The following is an 18,011-nucleotide window of genomic DNA, read 5'->3' as shown; positions in this document are numbered from 1 at the left end:
GGGTTACAAGTCTGACGTAACCCGGTTGCCAACTCGCGCGCCCATCTCTTGTTCCCCCCGCAGTGAAAGTCAAATGGAACGGCCCACTTGGAGCCCTTCCGCCTGCTGGTGGACGGGGAGGAGGCGCGGGAGGGAACGGTGTCACGCCCCGCATACGTCCCAGGCGCCGGCGTGTTACCGGCGCATCAGTTGGTGGCACGCCCGGTGGTGTCGGGCGGCTTCACCGGGGTGTGACTTCCGGTGGGGCCTTGCCGGTGGGGCACCACCAGTACGGGTTTGGTGCACTCTCTCACCAGCCGCTCCGCGACGCTGCCGAGCAGCGCGCGCGCCAGGGGGCCTCGCTCCCGGGTCCCCGTCATCACCAGGTCCACGTCCTCGGCGAGCGCGGCGGAGCAGAGCACCTCCACCGGGTCTCCGTATCGCACCTGGGTGTCCGCGCGCGGGGCGGGCCTGCCGGTGAGCTGGCAGGCTTCGTCCAAAAGCCGCAGGGCGTGCGACTCGCAGGCCTGCTCGAAGGCGGCGAACTCGGGCGCGTCCTGCGAGCCGCCCCCGGACACGGGCTTGGGCAGTACGTGGACGAAAGTCAGTCGGGCGCCCAGGCGCTCCGCGTACTCGACTGCCATCCGTGCCGCATCATGCGAGGCCTCCGTCTCGTCCACCGCCACCAGGATTCGTCGCATCGGTCAGGTCCTCCCCTCGCATGGGAGTCCTTCCACCTCCCGTGCCAGTCCTGGCTCGGGGGACGGCGCGCACCGGTGGCGCAAGGCATGCGGCAGCCCCGGCCGGACGCGCAGCAGGTGCGCATCCGGAGCGCTCTTCGTGCTTCCTCGCACTGAAGTGCAGCCGGGATGCCGGGCGCCAGACAGCTCCTCGTGCTTCATCGCACCGAAGAGCCGCCGGGACGCCGTGCGCCAGACCGCCTGTCTGGAGGCGGGTGGCCTACGGGCGCCGGGACGGACTCTCGGTGAGGGCCGGGTCCTTCGCCACGATGGGGCCGAGCACCGTGTCGATGCGGCGCAGGAGCTCCGCGTCCAGCTTCACGCCGGCGGCCTTCACGTTGTCGTGCACCTGCTCCGGGCGGGTGGCGCCGATGATGGCGGAGGAGACGCTCTTGTTCTGGAGCACCCAGGCGAGGGCGAGCTGGGCCATGGTGAGGCCGGCCTCCTTCGCCAGCGGCTGGAGCTGCTGCACGCGGGTGAGCACGTCGTCCGACATCAGCTCCGTCATGAAGCGCGAGCCGGTCGGGTCCGTGGCGCGGCTGCCGGCCGGCGGCGGCTTGCCGGGGAGGTACTTGCCGGTGAGCACGCCCTTGGCGAGGGGCGACCAGACAATCTGCCCCAGCCCCTCCGCGTCCGAGGTGGGAATGACCTGCGACTCAATCACCCGCCACAGCATGGAGTACTGGGGCTGGTTGGAGATGAAGGGCACGCGCAGCTCGCGGGCCAGCGCGGCGCCCTGGCGAATCTGGTCCGCCGTCCATTCGGAGACGCCGATGTAGAGCGCCTTGCCCTGGCGGACGAGGTCGGCGAAGGCCAGCATCGTCTCCTCCAGCGGCGTCTCGAAGTCGAAGCGGTGGGCCTGGTACAGGTCCACGTAGTCCGTCTGGAGCCGCTTCAGCGAGCCGTCGATGGACTCGAGGATGTGCTTGCGGGACAGGCCCCGGTCGTTCTTCCCGGTGCCGGTGGGCCAGTACACCTTGGTGAACAGCTCGTAGCCGGCGCGGCGCTGGCCCTTCAGCGCGCGGCCCATCACCTCCTCGGCCCGCGTGTTCGCGTAGACGTCCGCGGTGTCGAAGGTGGTGATGCCCGCGTCCAGTGCCGCGCGCACGCAGGCGAGCGCGGCCTCCTCCTCGACCTGCGAGCCGTGGGTAATCCAGTTGCCGTAGGAGATTTCACTGACGACCAGGCCACTGCGACCGAGCTTGCGGAAGTGCATAGGTGCGCGAGACTAACCATGCGCCGCGAGCCTCGCACGGCCGAAGGTGCGCCACAGTCCACCCGCCCACGCTACCCAGGCGATGTAGACGCCCTGGAAGGGGATGCGCAGCCAGAAGTACCAGTCCGGCAGGGGCAGCACGTGCGAGTCGCCGTTCGCCAGGGCCTCGTGGATGTTGGCGGGGAGGACGGCCAAGAGCAGCGCGATGAGCCCCAACGCCGCGAGCGGCCGCGTGCGCTTGAGCAGCATGCCCACGCCTCCCGCGATTTCGAAGGCGCCGGAGAGGAGCACGAGGAGGTGCGGCGCGGGGAGTTGCGGCGGAATCATCGCCTCGAAGCGCGCGGGCGAGAGGAAGTGCAGGGCGCCGGCCCCGATGAAGAAGAGGCCCGAGGCCACGGCCGCTCGGTCCGCCGCGGTGGCGAGCGCCGGCCGGCGGCGCAGCGGGGGCAGGTGCAGCAGCGCGAAGAAGGTCAGCAGGACGAGTGCGAAGGTCATGACGGTGCTCCTCGAAGTGGCGGCGACGGTGCGTCCGTCGTCATGGCCTCAAGATGCGCCGTCGGTACGGGCCTCCGCTTGAACGAACTGGCTACGGCGTTGGAGCGACGAGGGCGTGGTGCCGAACATGCGCCGGAACGTCCGCGTCAGGTGGGCCGAGTCCGAGAAGCCCGCCGCGTGCGCCGCCTCGCCCAGCGTGCGCCCCGCCGCGATGGCGCCCGCCGCGCGCTGGAGCCGGAGCCAGAGGAGATAGGGCCGCAGCGGCACCCCGAGCGAGTCCGTGAAGGCGTGCATCAGCCGCGAGGGGGACAGGCCCGCGACCTCGGAGAGGGCTTCGAGCGAGGTGTCCTCGGGCGCGGGCTCGGAGCGCAGGTGGCGCAGCAATCTGCGCACGCGCGGATGGACGCGACGTGGGGCCTCGGGTGTTCCGGAGAGGGCTTCGAGGGTGGTCTCCATCCACGGGCCCACGGCGTCGTGTGGAATGGCACCGGTGCGGGGCAGGGGGCTCAGCAGGGCATCACGCTTCGCCTCGTCGAAGAGGCGCACCGGGCCTTCGAGTGAGGCCTGGAGGCGGATGCCGTCGTGGCTCTCCGGCTCCACGAAGAGCAGAAGGACGTCGCGGCCGCGCGCGTCGAGCGAGTGCGAGACATCGGGCCCCACCAGGACGCCGGCCGTGCGCTCGGCCGCCTTCATGCCCTGCGCGCGGACGGAGAGGGTGCCCTCGCGGCAGAGCACCAGGTGCATGGCGTGGTGGGCGTGCTTCGAGGACGCGTCCCCCGGCCCCCACATCGCGAGCGCCGCGGGCCAGACGACGAGTGGCATGTCCGGCCACGGGGCGCGGGGGGCAAGGTCTGGAGGACGGGCGAGCAGCATGGGAGGTGAGGTCGCTTCCTCGTGAGGCCGGATGACGTCTGAAGTTAGCGCGACCTGCGTGGGAGTGCAGGAGTCAGTCCTTGCTCGGGGCTGCGTCCGGAATCCCGGCGAGGAGGTGCTCGCGCACGGCGAGGCGGGCCCGGTGGAGTCGCGTCTTCATTGCCTCCAGAGTGAGGCCCATGGCCCGGGCCACCTCGGGCCCGCTGAGGCCCTCGATGTCGCGCAGCACGAGGACCTCGCGATAGGCGGGCTCCAGTCGCTCGATCGCCTCGCGCACGCCTCGGACGACCTGCTCGCGGCTGGCGGCCTCCTCGGGCGTGGGCGCCGGGTCGGGTTGGGTCAGCGCCTCTGGTTCGTCCACGAGCGAGCCCAGGGCCTTGCGTGCGCTGGCGAAGGGGCGCATGAGCCGCAGGCAGGCGTTCTTCACCACGGTGAGCAGCCATGTGCCCACGGAGGTCTCCTCGCGCAACCGGGAGACTTCCCGGCTCAGCGTCACGAAGGCTTCCTGCACGGCATCTTCGGTGTCCGCGGCGTCGCGGCACACGCGCAGGCCGAAGCGGTAGACGCGCGCCTGGTAGAGGCGCACCAGCGCATCGAGCGCGGCACGGTCCCCTTCGCGGGCGGCCTGGAGGAGGGCGGCATGGGGCGTGGTGTCCATCCCGCTCCCTGGATAGCCGAGCCCGCGCCGGGCCGCGAGGGAGGTCCGCGAAAAATCCCGCTGAATCCTTTTTCCGCCTCGCGGGCTCTCTGGGGCACCAACCCTTTTTCAGACGGGAGTGACGCGATGGCTCGCAATGTAGGCAGTGTGGACCGGGTGCTGCGCGCGGTGGCCGCGGTGGGGCTCGGCGTGGGCGCGGTGGTGGCGCCGGTGGATGGCTGGGTTCGCGGCCTGATGGTGGCCCAGGGGCTGTACTTCCTGGGCACCTCGCTGGCGGGCTCGTGCCTGGGCTACAGGCTGATGGGGAAGTCCACCTGCCCGGTGCAATCCGGTACCTGAGCAACGGACGCCGGGCGCGGACCCGTGGGCCTCCGTGCGTGGGTGCATTCCGCGGAGGCCCGCGCCGAGCCGCCAGGTCCGCGCATCACCCACGGTCCCTGGAGAGGACGATGGCGCTGTAGCTGCCCAGCGCGGTGGCTCCGTGCGCGGGCATGCCGTCGCGCCCGCCCCACGAGGCCCAGAAGTCGACGCTCGCCGCGCGAGCGCCGCGGGCCAGACGACGAGCGGCATGTCCGGCCATGGCGCGCGAGGCGCGAGGTCTGGAGGTCGGGCGAGCAGCATGGTCCGGCTGTAACTACTTGCGGTGGCTTGTGTAGACGGCGTGGCAGCTCACGCACGTCTCCGTCAGGCGGCCGAAGCTCTCCGCGAGCGCGGTGTCATCGCGCTTCCGCGCCGCCTCCTGCACGGCCTGCGCGCGGCTGCGAGACTCGTCCTGGAGCACGAAGAATCGCTCGGGCAGCAGGGTGTTGAGCTCGTCCTCGGCGCCGGGTTCGGGGCGTGCGAGCCGGGGTTCGTTGACGATGCGCGCGGCCGCCGCGCCGGCCACGTCATACTGGAGCAGCGTCACGCCAATCATCAGGTCATTCATCGCCTGGCCGTGCCGCGCCATCTTCTTGCGCAGCGTGGCCCGCGCCTCGGTGGGCAGGTAGTCCGGCGCGGGCAGGGATTGGGCCGGCTTCGACGACTTCTTGGGGCTCGCGGGCTCGGCCGCGCGGGCCTGCATGATGAGGCCGAGAGAGACGAGTCCCACGAGAAGTCCGGAGTGGAGTGTCTTCACCATGGTCTCCTTCTACCAGCGGTCCTTCGACAGCACGATGGCGCTGTAGCTGCCCAGCGCGGTGGCTCCATGCGCGGGCATGCCGTCGCGCCCGCCCCACGAGGCCCAGAAGTCGACGCTCGCCGCGTTGCCGAAGTCGGGCGCGTAGCCCTGCCAGTCGCTGTTGAAGCGCACGCGCCACAGGCCGTCCGACGGCAGTCCGAATTCGTACCAGGAGAAGGCCTTGTGCCCGAGGTTGACGAGCACGACCACGTCGTCGCCGTTGCCACCGTGCTGCCAGCGGTGGAAGGCGAGCACCTTGTCCGCGTGGTTGAGGTGGAAGACGTTGATGTTCTCCCCACGCAGGCCCGCGGTGGTGTCGTGCCAGTTGCGCCGCAGGTGGATGAGGTCCTGGTACGCCTGACGGATGCCGGAGAACCAGTCGGCCCGGTTCCAGTCGAGCGGCGTGCCGTCATTGAAGTGGCCGTCCTGCATGAACTCCTGCCCCATGAAGAGCATGGGGATTCCGGGGGCGGTGAGCGTCAGCACCGCGCCGAGCAGGGACTTCTTCTTCGCGAGCCAGCTTCCCGTGTCCCCGGGTGACACCTCGGAGGGGATGCGGCTCTTCCCGTTGGCCACCTCGTCGTGGCTCTCCGTGTAGATGACGCGCTGGGTGGCCTGGCCGTTGTAGCGGAAGTACAGCGCGTCGCGGACGGCGTTGAGGTCCCGCCCTTCATCGAACGGGGTGATGAGCGCGGCGCGAAGGGGATGCACGAAGGCCGGGTCCCATTGCGAGTCGCACCCCGCGCCCTCCGGGTGGGTGAGGGCGGGGTCGGCGCCCATGTCCTCGGCGATGAGGAGCTTCCAGGGGAACTCGCGCTTCACCGAGTCACGGATGTAGCGGAGCAGCTCCCAGCCGGCGGGGTTGTCCTGGCCGTTGGCGGTGCGGATTTCCTTCGTGGCGTCCAGGCGCAGGCCGTCCATGTGGTACTCGCGCAGCCACATGAGCGCGTTGTCGCGCAGGTAGTCGCGCACCTCGGGGCGGCCGTAGTCGGGGCGCGTCTGGCCCCAGGGCGTGTTGGCGCGCTCGTCCGGGTAGAACCAGACGCCGCCCCGGCCGAACGTCTCTCCATCGAAGTCCCAGTGCGGCAAATCACTGGGCCCGAGGTGGTTGTAGACGACGTCGAGGATGACGCCGATGCCGCGCCGGTGGGCCTCGTCCACGAAGCGCTTGAGGTCGTTGGGAGCGCCGTACGCGCTTTCGGGAGCGAAGGGGAAGGTGGGGTTGTAGCCCCAGGAGAAGTCGCCCGCGAACTCGGACGAGGGCATCAGCTCCACCATGTTGACGCCGATGTCCCGCAGGTAGTCGAGCTTGTCGATGGCGCTCAGCCAGTTGCCGGGACCCCAGCCCTCCGCGTCATGGAAGGTGCCCACGTGCAATTCGTAGAGCACCACCTCGTTGAAGGGCGGCATGCGGAAGTGGTCGTCGTAGCGCCAGATGAAGTTCTGGTGGTCGACGATGATGCTGTTGCCGGTGGAGTTGGTGACGTCCGCGGCGCGCGGGTCATTGCGCCAGCGCCAGTCTCCGTACTTGCCCTGGATGACGTACTGGTACTGCTGACCGTTCCACGCGCCGGGCACGTCGCGGGAGAAGTTGCCCGAGGGCTCGCGGGCCAGCTCCACCGCGTGCCAGTTGCTGAACTCGCCCACCACCTGCACGCGCTGCGCGTTGGGCGCCCAGACGCGGAAGGTGGTGCCGCCGTCGTAGGGGATGGCGCCCATGCCGCCGCGCCAGGAGGGCTCGGGCCACGCCTCGGTGGGGACGAAGGCGGTGAAGTCGGCGGGCGCCTGGAGCTTCTCCGCGGGGCCGAACAGCTCGGGGGCGGAGCGCGTCCTCGGCGCGCGCTGGAGGACCTCGTTGCCGCGCTTCTCACAGACGGACGCGTGGAAGTCCTTTCGCACTCGAGCCTCCTCGTTCGGCTTCACCCTGTTCGTGGCCATGTCGTCCCCCGGGATTTCGTGGGACGATATTCCGACAGCGAGGCCGCGCGAGGGCAACCTGGGGAAGGGGCCAGCGCGTTCAGTTCAGGGCAGTGGCCGTCTCGGGGCGGGGGCTTCGGCTCATTCTCCAGTGTCAATGTCGTGGCTCATTGTTCGCTTGGAGGCGCGCAATGCCGACACCAGCCTTCATCAACTACCGTCGAAGCGATTCCTTCCATGTCGCGCAGGGACTGTGTTCCCAGTTGCGAGCCCACTTCGGCGTGAGCCGGGTCTTCATGGACGTTGGGACCATCCGGCCAGCGGATATCTGGCCTGACCGGATCCGGAGGGAGCTGGAGCGCGCCACCGTGTCGATGCGGAGCTGGCGACCCTGCAGGGCTGGGAGCCTGTCGAGAGCATGGTGCCCGGGGACTATCCCAATGCTCGCAAGGAGCTGCGCAAGGCGTACACGTTCAGGACCTTCAAGTCGAAGGTCTCACAGTTGGATGTGGACCTCGCACGGAAGCTGGATGACCTGTACGAGAAGTTCAAGGCGATACGGGGGCCTTCAAGCCCGCGGGAGTCACCGCCGAGAGCGGGCTGAACATTCTCGCGCTGGTGGGTGAACACTGGAACCTCGCGACGTGAGTGGCGATGACCGTCGACCGCGGTACTCTCACGTAATGCGACCTCTTCGGTATTCCATCAACGTCACATTGGACGGGTGCTGCGATCATCGTGCAATGCCCGCGGACGAAGACTTGCATCGTCACGCGGTCGAGAACCTCGAACGGGCCGATGCCCTCCTCTTTGGCCGGGTGACCTACGAAATGATGGAGGCAGCGTTTCGGCCGTCGGCACGGGCGGGAGCGAGGCCTGATTGGACGGAACCCTTCGCCCGGACGATCGACGCGGCAAAGAAGTACGTCGTGTCGAGCACCCTGGACCGGGTCGATTGGAACGCGGAGCTCGTGCGCGGGGAGCTGGGGAAGGCTGTTCAACAGCTCAAGAGGGAGTCGGGGAAGGGACTGTTCGTGGGAGGCGTGAAGCTCCCGCTGGCGTTGGCGGAGCTCGGACTGATCGACGAGTACGAGTTCGTGGTGCATCCCAGGCTGGTGGGCCACGGGCCGACGTTGTTCGCGGGACTATCGAAGTGTATCGACTTGAAGCTCGTGAGCCGACTGGAGCTCGCCTCGGGGGCGGTGGCCATGCGGTATGAGCCGCGAAGGTAGCCATCACATGAGGAAGACCTTGCGGCCGCGGTAGCGATGAACGAGCAGCCGAACTGGTGCAGCAGCCGAGGCACGTGGTGGTTGTGGCAGTGGACGCGTTGAGCTTCGCCATCTCGTGGGGCGTGTCAACCCGGGCTGGCAACCAACGCGATCATGTTTAGAGCGCTCTGGGGAGTGAGCCTCACTGATATGGCATGAGGTCAGGTCAGGGCAATATTTCAACTGGAGTGCTATAGTAACGGACACTCGCCACCTCTCGTGCGAGGACTGGAGCCGCGTATGTTCAGACCCTTGCTTCGACTGACGCTCTCCTTGGGCGCCGCCCTGCTGTTCACCTTCGCCCCAGCCGCGCAGGCCTCGTCGCAGGACGCCTGTGACGACACCGCTCGGGACGTCTCCACCGAAGGGGAGGCCGGGGCGTCGCTCTTCTGTGCCGCCTCGTTCTGCGGGAGCGACGAGGACTGTCGGGCGGCCTGCCCGACCGCGCAGACCGCGACGTGCGTCGATTACGGCTGCCAGTACACGTACCCCGGCGGCGGTGGTGGTGGCGGTGGCGGCGGACCGTTCTGCGCGGCGCGGTTCTGCGGGAGTGATTGGGATTGTGAGTGCAACGGGCGCTACGGCTACTGCGGCGCCGACTCGACCTGCTCCTGGTGAGGTGTGCAGCGGAGGTGTCCCGCGCTGGCGACCGGGCACGTCGTCCAACCTGGCTGAGCGCGGCGGCACGAGGGGTTCATCGGTGGAGTGGAGCGCGTGCCTGTACCACTTAAGTGGTACGGACCCGCTCCGCTCCACGCCTTAGCGTTCTCGTGCGCCGCGCCTCGTGCGTGGCGGGCCGGATGTCTCCGGTCCCACCTGCCCGGGAACCAAGAATGACAACCCGATTGGGATTGCCCCACCTGCTGGCCTGCGCCCTGCTGGCCTGCGCCCTGCTGGCCGGAGCGGCGCCGGCTGCCTCGGCCGCGCCCACGCTGCTCTCGGACATCCGCACCGGCACGGACGACACCTTCCTCTCCGGGAGGAATCACGCCGTCATCGGCAACACCGTGTATCTCTCGGCCGAGGCCGATGGCCTCGGACGTGAGCCCTGGGTGAGCGATGGCACCGCCGGTGGCACCGTCCTCCTCGACGACCTCCGCCTCGGAAGTCCCAACTCGGAGCCCGGTGGCTTCACGGCCCTGGGAGACTCGGTGCTCTTCCTCGCCTACGACGAGCGGGGTCTGGGCCTCTGGAAGTCAAACGGCACGGCGGGCAACACCGTCCGCCTGCGTGCCAGCACGCAGGTCATCTTCCCCACGGCCCGGAACATGGCCCGGGTGGGAAGCAGCGTCTTCTTCGGCGCGGAGCTGGACGACACCGGCGAGGAGCTCTGGAAGAGCGATGGCACCCCGGAAGGCACCGTCCGCGTCGCGGACCTCCGCGAGGGGGCTTTGGGCTCCCGGCCTTCACGGCTGACGCCCGCGGGCAACCAGCTCTTCTTCACCGCCACTCCAGGCCCCACGTCCCGCTCGTCCCTGTGGAGGAGCGACGGGACGGCGGCGGGCACCGTGAAGCTCTGGGAGCCTTCGGCCGCAACGGCCTCCTTCAGCTTCCTGGCTCCCTCCGGCTCCGCGCTCTTCATGGGCATCCAGCTCGACAGCGACTCCGAAATCTGGAGGAGCGACGGCACGACCGCGGGAACCACGCGGCTCGCCACCTTGGATACGTGGGGACTCGGCTCCTCCTACGCCTTGCTGAACGGGCAGCTCGTGTTCGGCCATGGGAACGGACTCGGGAAGAGTGACGGCACCCCCGCCGGTACCTCCATCTGGAATGCGCCCCGGCCCATGAGCAACCTGGTCGCATGGAATGGCGCGGTGTACTTCGTGGCGCTCGGGCAGGGGCCGGGCCTCGGACTGTGGCGGACCGATGGCACTCCCACGGGCCACTCCCTCGTCACGACGCTGAGCGCTTCCATCACCAGCTCGGTGACGAGCGCCTACGTTGCTGTCTCGAATGGGCGCCTCTTCGTCGGCTGGACGTATGACTCCAATGCGGAGCTCTGGTCGAGCGATGGCACCGCGGGAGGCACTGCCCGTGTGCGGACGTTGAGCGGTTCTGGCAGTGAGTTCCAGTTGGCCGACCTCGTCGGCACCTCCCAGCGGCTCTACTTCCGCGTGGTGGAGTGGCACGACGATGACCCCACCAGCGTGTCCACGCTCTGGAGCAGCGACGGGACGGAGGCGGGAACCGCTCCGCTGCGCAGGCGCGCCTCGCCCGCGGGCATCCTGATGCACACCGTCCACGTCGTGGGGAATGCGCTCCAGTTCATCGCGGACGATGCGGTGCATGGTGCGGAGCTCTGGCGCAGTGACGGCACGTCCGGGGGCACCGGCATCGTGCGCGAAATCCGTCCCGGCCCCGACGGCATCGTCCGCAGGCGGGTCGCCCATCCCTCCGCCGTGTTGAACGGGGTGGAGTACTTCTTCGCGGATGACGGCACCCACGGCATGGAGCTCTGGCGCAGCGACGGCACCGTCGCGGGCACCTTCCTGGTGAAGGACATCCGCCCCGGTGCCGAGGCCAGCAAGGAGCTCGGCACGAGCGTCGTCGTGCTGAACGGCGCCCTCTTCTTCACGGCGAACGACGGCGAGCACGGCACCGAGCTGTGGCGGAGCGATGGGACACCGGAAGGGACTGCGCTCGCGATGGACCTCGCGCCCGGTGCCGATGGCAGCTACGCGTACCAGCTGACTCCCTCGGGCGGCCGGCTCTTCTTCGTCTCCTCCGACGAAGAGCACGGGGTCGAGCTGTGGGCGACCGACGGCACCGCCACGGGCACCGCGCTGGTGAAGGACATCCTCCCTGGCCCGCAGGGCGCGCTGGAGTCCACCTTCAGCCTCGTCTCCACGCCCGGTGGAGTGGTCTATTTCGTCGCGGACGACGGCGAGCACGGTCCCCAGCCCTGGAGGAGCGACGGCACGCCCGAGGGCACCTGGCTCCTCGCGGAAGTCCAGCCCGGCTCCACCGAGCCCGACTACGAGCTCACCCTGGCCTTCGTGGGCGACACGCTCTACCTGGCGGCTCGGGACAGCGCGCACGGCCGCGAGCTGTGGAAGAGCGATGGCACCCGCGAGGGGACCGTGCTGGTGAAGGACATCGAGCCGGGCCCCCAGGGCAGCGAGCCCATCCTCGAGTCCCTCACGCGCCTGGGCAACCACGTGTACTTCTTCGCCTACGACTCGGCGCACGGCTTCGAGCTGTGGAAGTCGGATGGCACCGACGCCGGAACGGTGCGCGTCACCGACCTGCGCCCCGGCTCCGCCAGCGGTGTGCTGCCTTATGGCTGGCTGCTGTCGGTGGAAGCGCAGGGGCTCGTCCTCTTCCAGGGCATGGACGCGGCCCATGGCGTCGAGATGTGGATGACGGACGGCACGCCCGCGGGCACCTCGCTGCTGGCGGACCTCAACCCCGGCCCCGCGAGCTCCCAGCCCGGCAATCTCCACCTCGTGGGGAACCAGTTGCTCCTGGTCGCTGACGACGGGACTCATGGCCGCGAGCCGTGGGCCATTCCCGTCCCCACGGTGGACCGCACCGCGCCCGTCCTCGTCTGCCCGGCGGCCACCGAGGCCCAGGCGAGCGAGCCCTCCGGCGTCACCGTGAGCTATGCGTCCGCCACCGCTAGCGATGACCAGGGTGTGGCGTCGGTGGAGTACAGCCATCCCTCGGGCTCACGCTTCCCCGTGGGCACCACCGTGGTGACAGTCACCGCCAGGGACACGGCCGGCAACCGTCAGCAGTGCACCTTCGAGGTGCGCGTCGCCGCGCCGTCCATTCCCCCGGACACCGCCGAGGGCTGCTCTTGCGGTGCGGGCTCTGGTACGGCGGGCTCGGGGCTCATCTGGGGGCTGCTCATGCTCGTGGCCATGTTGGGGACACGGTTGCGCCACGGGTGAGTTGGGGGATGCGCCCCCGAGCGTGGCGACACGAGGGGCTCGCCCTGTACCGGCATGTGGCTGACCCGCATGCCGAACTCCCTCAGCACCTCGGGCGAGGTGCGTTCGAAGCCGAGCGCCCACCGGTATGACCACAGCGCGACGCCGTTCTCGATGCGCCAGACCTTGGAGCCGCCGCACTCGCCAACAGTGACAACGAGCCCGGTCGAGTCATGAATCGAGATGGGGCCACCGCCCATGGCGCCAGGCGCGAAGCGTGGAGTGGGCAGGCGATGTCGCCACAAGGAAGTTGGGGGGAAGCGCTGGAGCGCTCCCGGGGAGGGGGCCGGGAGCGCTCCGGCGGGCAGTGTGACTCTTGGGGCGCCTTGAAGTGGGTTGGGGGCCAATCATCTCTCCGTCATGGTTGTGTCAGGTCGCCCGCTCGCCTGGGTGAAACGACCGTTCCCGGTGGGTCTGTGACGCATCAGCCGGGCGTCGCTTGTGGGGAGTGGGCCGAGTGTCCGACACTCCTGCACCTACATGGCTGCCAGCGAAGAACGCCGCTTTCAGGCCCTCGTGCTCGCGCCCGTCCGGCGCGTGCAGCGGCGTCTCAATGCCGTGGCCTGGGCCGAGGCCGGACTCGCCCCGGTGTGGGCCACCGCTACCGCGTGCGTGCTCGCCCGCCTGTTGCTGCGCGGCGCCGTGGTGTGGGCCCTGCCTCCGCTGTTGGCCGCTGGCGTCGCATGGTGGTTCCTCCGTGCGCGCTCGCGCGGCGTGTCGCTGGAGCATGCCGCCGTGCTCGCGGACCGCTCCGCCAACGCGGGGGGACTGCTGCTCACGCGCCTGGAGCGGCCCGTCGGTGAATGGGAGCTCACCGTCAACCAGCTCGCAGGCGCGGTGAAGACTCCGGAGGTGCCGTGGCGCCGGCCCGCGGCGGCGATGCTCGGCGCGCTGCTCTTCACGGTGGTGGGCTTCCTGCTGCCGCTGCCCGCGCCGCGCGTGCGTCCCGCGAATGCCGCCGCCGCCGCGAAGGTGGCCGCCGTGCAGGCCCAGGCGGAGGCCCTCGCGAAGGAGGAGGTGCTCGACGAGGCCGTGAAGGACGAGCTGCGGCGACTGGCCGAAGAGGTCGCCGAGGGACGCTTCGACGCCGGTGACTGGGAGGCCGCCGACATGATGGAGAAGCGGCTCGCGGAGAAGGCCGCCGAGGCCGCCGCCGAGCTGGCCCGTGCTTCCGACGCCGCGCGCGAGCTGGAGGAGGCCCTGGGCGCCGCGGGTGGCGCGGAGGCCGCGTCTCGTGAGCGTGAGGAGCTGGAGCGCGCGCTGATGGAGTTGAGCGGTAGCGACTCCGACAACGCGGCGCAGGACGGCAGCGAGGATTCGCAGCAGCAGGCCCAGGGCGACACCGGTGCTCAAGGACAGCAACAGTCCGGCGAGTCGCAGCAGGGACAGCAGGCCCAGGCTCAGCAGGGGCAACAGGGCCAGTCGCAGCAAGGTCAACAAGGCCAGCAGGGACAACAAGGCCAGCAGTCCGCCGCCGCTCGGGCAAAGGCGCAGGCCTCGGGCTCACCGGACCAGATTGCCAGCCTCCGCCAGTCGCTGGAGCGTCGGCGTCAGTCGCTGGAGAACCGCTTCGACCCGCAGAAGGACAACAGCGCCACGGCCCAGTCGCAGCAGCGCTCCGGACAGGGGCAGAAGGGCCAGTCCGGCAGGGGACGCCAGGGGCGCGGGCGCAACGGCTCGGACGGTGAAGGAGAGGATTCGAATGGAGAGGGCTCCCGAGGACACGCGAGCCGGGGCGTGCGGCAGGGCAGCGGCGCGGACCGAGGGGGCGAGAGCCAGCCACTCGTCTTCGGAGACGAGGCGGAGATGGACCCGGAGCGGCTCGCCTTCGAGCCGCTGCCGCAGGGCAAGGGCGGCGACGAGGCCGAGGACTTGTGGGGCCTCCAGGCCGCGGACCCGCAGCGGCACGCGGGGCCGGCCGGGCCGGGAGGAGCGCAGGGCACGAGTGCGCAGGGGGATGCGACGGCGGGGCCCGGTGCGGCGCCGTTGCTGCCTCGCAACCGTGACCTGGTGAAGCGGTACTTTGGGGGCGAGTAGTCGGGGAGTCGTCCAGAAGGGGAGAACACGTGGCAGCGGAGCTTCTCAGTCCCGTCGAGGCGCAGGGTGCGGCGGAGGTGGCAACACGGCTCAAGGACGGGCTGAACACGGTGCTGCTCGACCAGGAATCCGTCGTCGAGCAGGTCGTGGTGGCGGTGCTCGCGCGCGGGCACGTGTTGCTCGAAGGCCTGCCCGGCCTCGGCAAGACGGAGCTGTGCAAGGCCCTGGCGCGGCTGTTGGCGCTGCCCTTCCGCCGCATCCAGTTCACGCCCGATTTGCTCCCCGGCGACATCACCGGCACCTACGTGCTGGAGGGCGAGGGCCGCCGCGACTTCGTCTTCCGCGAGGGCCCGCTCTTCGCCAGCCTCGTGCTCGCGGACGAAATCAACCGCTCCAGCCCGAAGACGCAGTCCGCGCTGCTGGAGGCCATGCAGGAGCGCAGCGTCACGGTGCTCGGGCAGACGCGCGCGCTGCCGGACCCGTTCTTCGTGCTCGCCACGCAGAACCCCATCGAGCTCGAAGGCACCTACCCGCTGCCCGAGGCGCAGTTGGACCGCTTCCTCTTCCGCATCCAGGTGCCGCCCGTGGGCGCGAAGACGCTGCGCACGCTGCTCACCACGCGCGTGCGAGGTGCGCCGCCGGAGCTGTCCTCCGTGCTCGACGCGAGCAGCCTGTCGCGCCTCTTCGCCGCCGTGGACCGCGTGCACCTGCCCGGCCCTGTGGCGGACTTCATCGGCCGGCTGGTGGAGGCCAGCGACCCGCGACAGCCGACCGCGCCGGACGCGGTGCGCCGCTTCGTGCGCTATGGCGCCAGTCCCCGCGCGGCGCTCGCGCTCGCCGCCTCCGGGCGCGCGCTGGCCCTGCTGCGCGGCCGTCCCAACGTGGGCTTCGACGACGTGGTGGCCACCGCGCCCGCCGCTCTCAACCACCGGCTCGTGCTCGCGTACGAGGCGTCGCTGGAGAAGGTGACGGCGCCGGACGTGGTGCGCGCCCTCCTGCAAGCGGTGCCCGAGGTGCCTCGTGGCTAGCGTATTGCCGGCGGCGATGTTGCTCCTGTCGCTCGCCACCTCGCCCGTCGCGGCGGTGGCGAACGACGAGCATGAGCGCTCGGGCTACCGCGCTGCTTCGGGGACCGTCGAGGTCCTGAAGGAAGGCAACCTGCGCGTCTCCGCCCGCACGGGTGCGTTGAGCCCTCCGCGCGGCTACTCGCCGGTGGAGGTGGTGCTCCAGAACTCGGGGCCCGTGCCGCTCCCGGTCCGGTTGTCGTTCCAGGGGCACTACGGTACGGGCTCGCGCACCACCGAGCGGCGCGTGGAGGTGGGGCCGCGCGCGCGTATCGTCGTGTGGCTGCCCGTGCCGTCGGTGCTGTCGGGCGGCAACCTCATGGTGGATGCGCCCGGGCTGCCGCGGATGGTGCAGCCCGTCTACCTGGACGCCGGGGAGAGCAGTGCCGTGCTGGTGCTGGGCTCGGCGAAGGACTTCGAGGCGGGCACCGGTCTGCGCGAGTCGCAGGAGGGGCAGGAGCCGTACTTCGCGGCCAGGTTCCTCGATGAGAAGGATGCACCGCGCGAGCTGTCCTCGTACGTGGGGTTCAGCTCGGTCGTGGTGACCCAGGAGGCCACCCAGGTGCCCGCGGATGTGTGGGCGCTGCTGGAGGCCTATGCCGCCACGGGAGGCCGGCTCGTCCTCATGCGCCCTCCGCGAGACGTGGCGGAGCGCCTGCCGCTGTTGCCCGCGGGCAGCCGTGGCGACTCGGCGGCGTATGGCTTCGGCCAGGTGCGGCTGTGCCACCAGCCGGGCGCCTGCGCGGTGCTCGCGTCGCTCGCGAGTGAGACGTCCTCCGGGCCGGTGAATCCCGTGGGCCCGCCGCCGCGCTGGGAGCGGGGCAGCGCGCTGCGCGGTGGCGAGACTCCGTTGCTGGAGAGCGCGCGGGCGCCGGTGGGGCGCTTCCTCTTCCTCATCTTCGCCTTCGCGCTGGCGGTGGGCCCGGGCGGGCTGATGCTGGCGCGGCGCCGGGGGCCGGTGTCGGTGCTCGTGGCGGTGCCGCTGGTGTCGCTCGTCACGTGCCTGGCGCTCGTCTCGTGGTCGGTGCTGGTGGACGGCTTCTCGGTGCACGCCGCGCGCTACAGCCTCACGTGGCTGGACGGCGAGCGCTCCCGCGCGGTGACGCTCGGCGTGGGGGCCTGGTACGCGAACCTGTCTCCGGACCAGGTGAAGGTGCCCGCCTCCAGCTCGCTGTTGCCTCCCACCGACATCGAGGAGCCGCCCGCGGACCTGGACTGGACGGAGGGACTGACGGTGACGGACGGCTTCCTCACGTCACGTACCTACCGCGAGTGGGGCGAGGTCTCGGTGTTGCCCTCACGCGCGCGGCTGGTGCTGAAGAGCGAGGGCGGCGGGCTCCGGGTACAGAACGCGCTGGGCGACGCCATCGAAGAGGGCTACGTGCGCTGGGGCAAGGCGCACTACCACGTGCCCGCGCTGGAGGACGGAGCCGAGGCCGTGCTCCAGGGCCCTGTGCTCGAGAGCGAGATGGCCCAACCGATGGATGCGCTGCTGAGCGCCCTGGGGAGCCCGCTGTATGAGCGGCTCCTCAAGGACAAGGGCTCCTTCCGCGTGGACCTGCCCGAGGGCGGCTTCATCGTGCGCACCGGCGGGCGGGGCATGGGGCCCCTGGCCACGGTGAAGGTGGAGCTGGAGGCCGCTGTGCACGTGGTGCGGGGACAGGTGCAGGAGGTGAAGCCATGAGCCTGCTGGAGGTGAAGGGGCTGCGGCGCGACTTCGGCTCGCTGCGCGCGGTGGACGAGGTGTCCTTCTCGCTGGAGGCCGGCAGCATCCTCGGCTTCATCGGCCCCAACGGCGCGGGGAAGAGCACCACGCTGCGCATCCTCGCGACGTTGGACGTGCCCACCGCGGGCGAGGTGCTGCTGGACGGGCACTCGCTGGTGGACGCCCCCGACCGGGCCCGGCCGCTCATCGGCTACATGCCGGACCGGTACGGCACCTACGACGACGTCACCGTCTTCGAGTTCCTCGACTTCTTCGCGCGCGCCTATGGCCTGAAGGGCGCGCAGCGCAGGCAGCGCGTGGATTCCGTCATGGCCTTCACCGGCCTCACTCCGCTGGCGGACAAGCTCACCACCGCGCTGTCCAAGGGCATGCGGCAGCGCGTGGCGCTCGGGCGCACGCTGCTGCACGACCCGCGGCTGCTGCTGCTGGACGAGCCGGCGGACGGCCTGGACCCGCGCGCCCGCATCGAGCTGCGCGAGTTGCTGCGCGCGCTCGCGGACCAGGGCAAGGCGGTCATCATCTCCAGCCACATCCTCACGGAGCTGGCGGAAATCTGTGACACGTGCGCCATCATCGAGCAGGGCCGCCTGCTGGCCACGGGCAAGGTGGAGGACATCCTCCAGCAGGGCGGCGGCCATGCCGTGGAGCCGGAGCTGACGGTGCGGCTCGCAGTGGGCGCCGACGGAGATTCGTTGTGGACGCGCGCGGAGCGGTTGCTGCTGGAGCAGCCCCGCGTGACTCGTGTGGCACGCGAGGGTGAGTCGCTGCGCGTGCGGTTGGAGTTGGAGCCGGGCACCGGGCCCGCGCAGGTGGACGCGGCGGCGGCGGTGCTGCTGGCGGCGCTGGTGTCCGCGGGCCTGCCGGTGTGCGCGTTCAGCGCCCGGGAGCGGAACCTCGAGGATGCGTTCATGACGGTGACGAAGGGGAGGGTGGCGTGAGCA

Annotated in this window: 17 protein-coding genes; 9 read left to right on the top strand and 8 right to left on the bottom strand. The window is 70.4% G+C overall.

All coding sequences use genetic code 11. The features are described from left to right. Positions 1-185: 185 nt before the first annotated feature. The 5 genes from ACVTJA_RS45365 to ACVTJA_RS45345 all read right to left on the bottom strand — a co-directional run bounded on the left by ACVTJA_RS45365 (position 186) and on the right by ACVTJA_RS45345 (position 3,961). Positions 186-680, bottom strand: coding sequence for a universal stress protein (locus ACVTJA_RS45365; RefSeq protein ID WP_465830171.1), 495 nt, complete (start codon positions 678-680; stop codon positions 186-188). A 259-nt stretch (positions 681-939) separates the two neighbouring features. Beyond that, entirely contained in the window at positions 940-1,935 is a 996-nt protein-coding gene (locus ACVTJA_RS45360) for an aldo/keto reductase family protein (RefSeq protein WP_465830169.1), read from the bottom strand. A 12-nt stretch (positions 1,936-1,947) separates the two neighbouring features. Then, positions 1,948-2,430 carry a DoxX family protein gene (locus tag ACVTJA_RS45355; RefSeq protein ID WP_465830167.1) on the bottom strand — a complete coding sequence of 161 codons (483 nt, stop codon included), beginning with the start codon at positions 2,428-2,430 and terminating at the stop codon, positions 1,948-1,950. 48 nt (positions 2,431-2,478) lie between these two features. After that, positions 2,479-3,252, bottom strand: a complete 774-nt coding sequence (locus ACVTJA_RS45350; RefSeq protein ID WP_465830165.1) for a helix-turn-helix transcriptional regulator — start codon at positions 3,250-3,252, stop codon at positions 2,479-2,481. 124 nt (positions 3,253-3,376) lie between these two features. Then, positions 3,377-3,961, bottom strand: a complete 585-nt coding sequence (locus ACVTJA_RS45345) for an RNA polymerase sigma factor (protein ID WP_465830163.1) — start codon at positions 3,959-3,961, stop codon at positions 3,377-3,379. Between the two features lie 126 nt (positions 3,962-4,087). Here ACVTJA_RS45345 and ACVTJA_RS45340 point away from each other — a divergent pair, with 126 nt between their 5' ends. Continuing rightward, entirely contained in the window at positions 4,088-4,300 is a 213-nt protein-coding gene (locus ACVTJA_RS45340) for a YgaP family membrane protein (RefSeq protein ID WP_465830161.1), read from the top strand. An 85-nt stretch (positions 4,301-4,385) separates the two neighbouring features. On the opposite strand, the gene ACVTJA_RS45335 is transcribed toward ACVTJA_RS45340, so the two are convergent. Genes ACVTJA_RS45335 through ACVTJA_RS45325 form a run of 3 tightly spaced genes read right to left on the bottom strand, consistent with a single transcriptional unit; the run spans position 4,386 to position 7,019 of the window. Continuing rightward, positions 4,386-4,541, bottom strand: coding sequence for a hypothetical protein (locus ACVTJA_RS45335; RefSeq protein ID WP_465830160.1), 156 nt, complete (start codon positions 4,539-4,541; stop codon positions 4,386-4,388). A 54-nt stretch (positions 4,542-4,595) separates the two neighbouring features. Continuing rightward, positions 4,596-5,081, bottom strand: a complete 486-nt coding sequence (locus ACVTJA_RS45330; protein ID WP_465830159.1) for a hypothetical protein — start codon at positions 5,079-5,081, stop codon at positions 4,596-4,598. Positions 5,082-5,090: 9 nt separating this feature from the next. Beyond that, positions 5,091-7,019: an alpha-amylase family glycosyl hydrolase gene (locus tag ACVTJA_RS45325; RefSeq protein ID WP_465830158.1), complete on the bottom strand. Its 1,929-nt coding sequence runs from the start codon at positions 7,017-7,019 to the stop codon at positions 5,091-5,093. 436 nt (positions 7,020-7,455) lie between these two features. Between ACVTJA_RS45325 and ACVTJA_RS45320 the strand changes: the two genes are divergently transcribed. The 8 genes from ACVTJA_RS45320 to ACVTJA_RS45285 all read left to right on the top strand — a co-directional run bounded on the left by ACVTJA_RS45320 (position 7,456) and on the right by ACVTJA_RS45285 (position 18,008). Continuing rightward, on the top strand, positions 7,456-7,641 hold the full coding sequence (locus ACVTJA_RS45320; RefSeq protein ID WP_465830157.1) for a hypothetical protein: 186 nt from the start codon (positions 7,456-7,458) through the stop codon (positions 7,639-7,641). Between the two features lie 139 nt (positions 7,642-7,780). Then, positions 7,781-8,269: a dihydrofolate reductase family protein gene (locus ACVTJA_RS45315; RefSeq protein WP_465830155.1), complete on the top strand. Its 489-nt coding sequence runs from the start codon at positions 7,781-7,783 to the stop codon at positions 8,267-8,269. 279 nt (positions 8,270-8,548) lie between these two features. Then, entirely contained in the window at positions 8,549-8,926 is a 378-nt protein-coding gene (locus ACVTJA_RS45310) for a hypothetical protein (RefSeq protein WP_465830153.1), read from the top strand. Positions 8,927-9,141: 215 nt separating this feature from the next. Next, entirely contained in the window at positions 9,142-12,204 is a 3,063-nt protein-coding gene (locus ACVTJA_RS45305) for an ELWxxDGT repeat protein (RefSeq protein ID WP_465830152.1), read from the top strand. A 555-nt stretch (positions 12,205-12,759) separates the two neighbouring features. After that, positions 12,760-14,280: a hypothetical protein gene (locus tag ACVTJA_RS45300; RefSeq protein ID WP_465830151.1), complete on the top strand. Its 1,521-nt coding sequence runs from the start codon at positions 12,760-12,762 to the stop codon at positions 14,278-14,280. Between the two features lie 29 nt (positions 14,281-14,309). Further along, complete coding sequence (locus tag ACVTJA_RS45295; RefSeq protein ID WP_465830150.1) at positions 14,310-15,308, top strand: AAA family ATPase; 999 nt, start codon at positions 14,310-14,312, stop codon at positions 15,306-15,308. Then, a complete protein-coding gene (locus ACVTJA_RS45290; protein ID WP_465830148.1) occupies positions 15,301-17,028 on the top strand; it encodes a hypothetical protein in 1,728 nt (575 codons plus the stop codon). The genes ACVTJA_RS45295 and ACVTJA_RS45290 overlap by 8 nt, the downstream gene beginning before the upstream one ends. Further along, a complete protein-coding gene (locus ACVTJA_RS45285; RefSeq protein WP_465830146.1) occupies positions 17,025-18,008 on the top strand; it encodes an ABC transporter ATP-binding protein in 984 nt (327 codons plus the stop codon). The genes ACVTJA_RS45290 and ACVTJA_RS45285 overlap by 4 nt, the downstream gene beginning before the upstream one ends. Positions 18,009-18,011: the final 3 nt, after the last annotated feature.

Source organism: Pyxidicoccus sp. M6, from assembly GCF_055568925.1.
This window is presented reverse-complemented; position numbering and strand designations above follow the sequence as displayed.

Bases quoted from the DNA above. Each gene is read 5' to 3' on its own strand.
- ACVTJA_RS45365 (WP_465830171.1), bottom strand. From the start codon at position 680: ATGCGACGAATCCTGGTGGCGGTGGACGAGACGGAGGCCTCGCATGAT.
- ACVTJA_RS45360 (WP_465830169.1), bottom strand. From the start codon at position 1,935: ATGCACTTCCGCAAGCTCGGTCGCAGTGGCCTGGTCGTCAGTGAAATC.
- ACVTJA_RS45355 (WP_465830167.1), bottom strand. From the start codon at position 2,430: ATGACCTTCGCACTCGTCCTGCTGACCTTCTTCGCGCTGCTGCACCTG.
- ACVTJA_RS45350 (WP_465830165.1), bottom strand. From the start codon at position 3,252: ATGCCACTCGTCGTCTGGCCCGCGGCGCTCGCGATGTGGGGGCCGGGG.
- ACVTJA_RS45345 (WP_465830163.1), bottom strand. From the start codon at position 3,961: ATGGACACCACGCCCCATGCCGCCCTCCTCCAGGCCGCCCGCGAAGGG.
- ACVTJA_RS45340 (WP_465830161.1), top strand. From the start codon at position 4,088: ATGGCTCGCAATGTAGGCAGTGTGGACCGGGTGCTGCGCGCGGTGGCC.
- ACVTJA_RS45335 (WP_465830160.1), bottom strand. From the start codon at position 4,541: ATGGCCGGACATGCCGCTCGTCGTCTGGCCCGCGGCGCTCGCGCGGCG.
- ACVTJA_RS45330 (WP_465830159.1), bottom strand. From the start codon at position 5,081: ATGGTGAAGACACTCCACTCCGGACTTCTCGTGGGACTCGTCTCTCTC.
- ACVTJA_RS45320 (WP_465830157.1), top strand. From the start codon at position 7,456: ATGGTGCCCGGGGACTATCCCAATGCTCGCAAGGAGCTGCGCAAGGCG.
- ACVTJA_RS45315 (WP_465830155.1), top strand. From the start codon at position 7,781: ATGCCCGCGGACGAAGACTTGCATCGTCACGCGGTCGAGAACCTCGAA.
- ACVTJA_RS45310 (WP_465830153.1), top strand. From the start codon at position 8,549: ATGTTCAGACCCTTGCTTCGACTGACGCTCTCCTTGGGCGCCGCCCTG.
- ACVTJA_RS45305 (WP_465830152.1), top strand. From the start codon at position 9,142: ATGACAACCCGATTGGGATTGCCCCACCTGCTGGCCTGCGCCCTGCTG.
- ACVTJA_RS45285 (WP_465830146.1), top strand. From the start codon at position 17,025: ATGAGCCTGCTGGAGGTGAAGGGGCTGCGGCGCGACTTCGGCTCGCTG.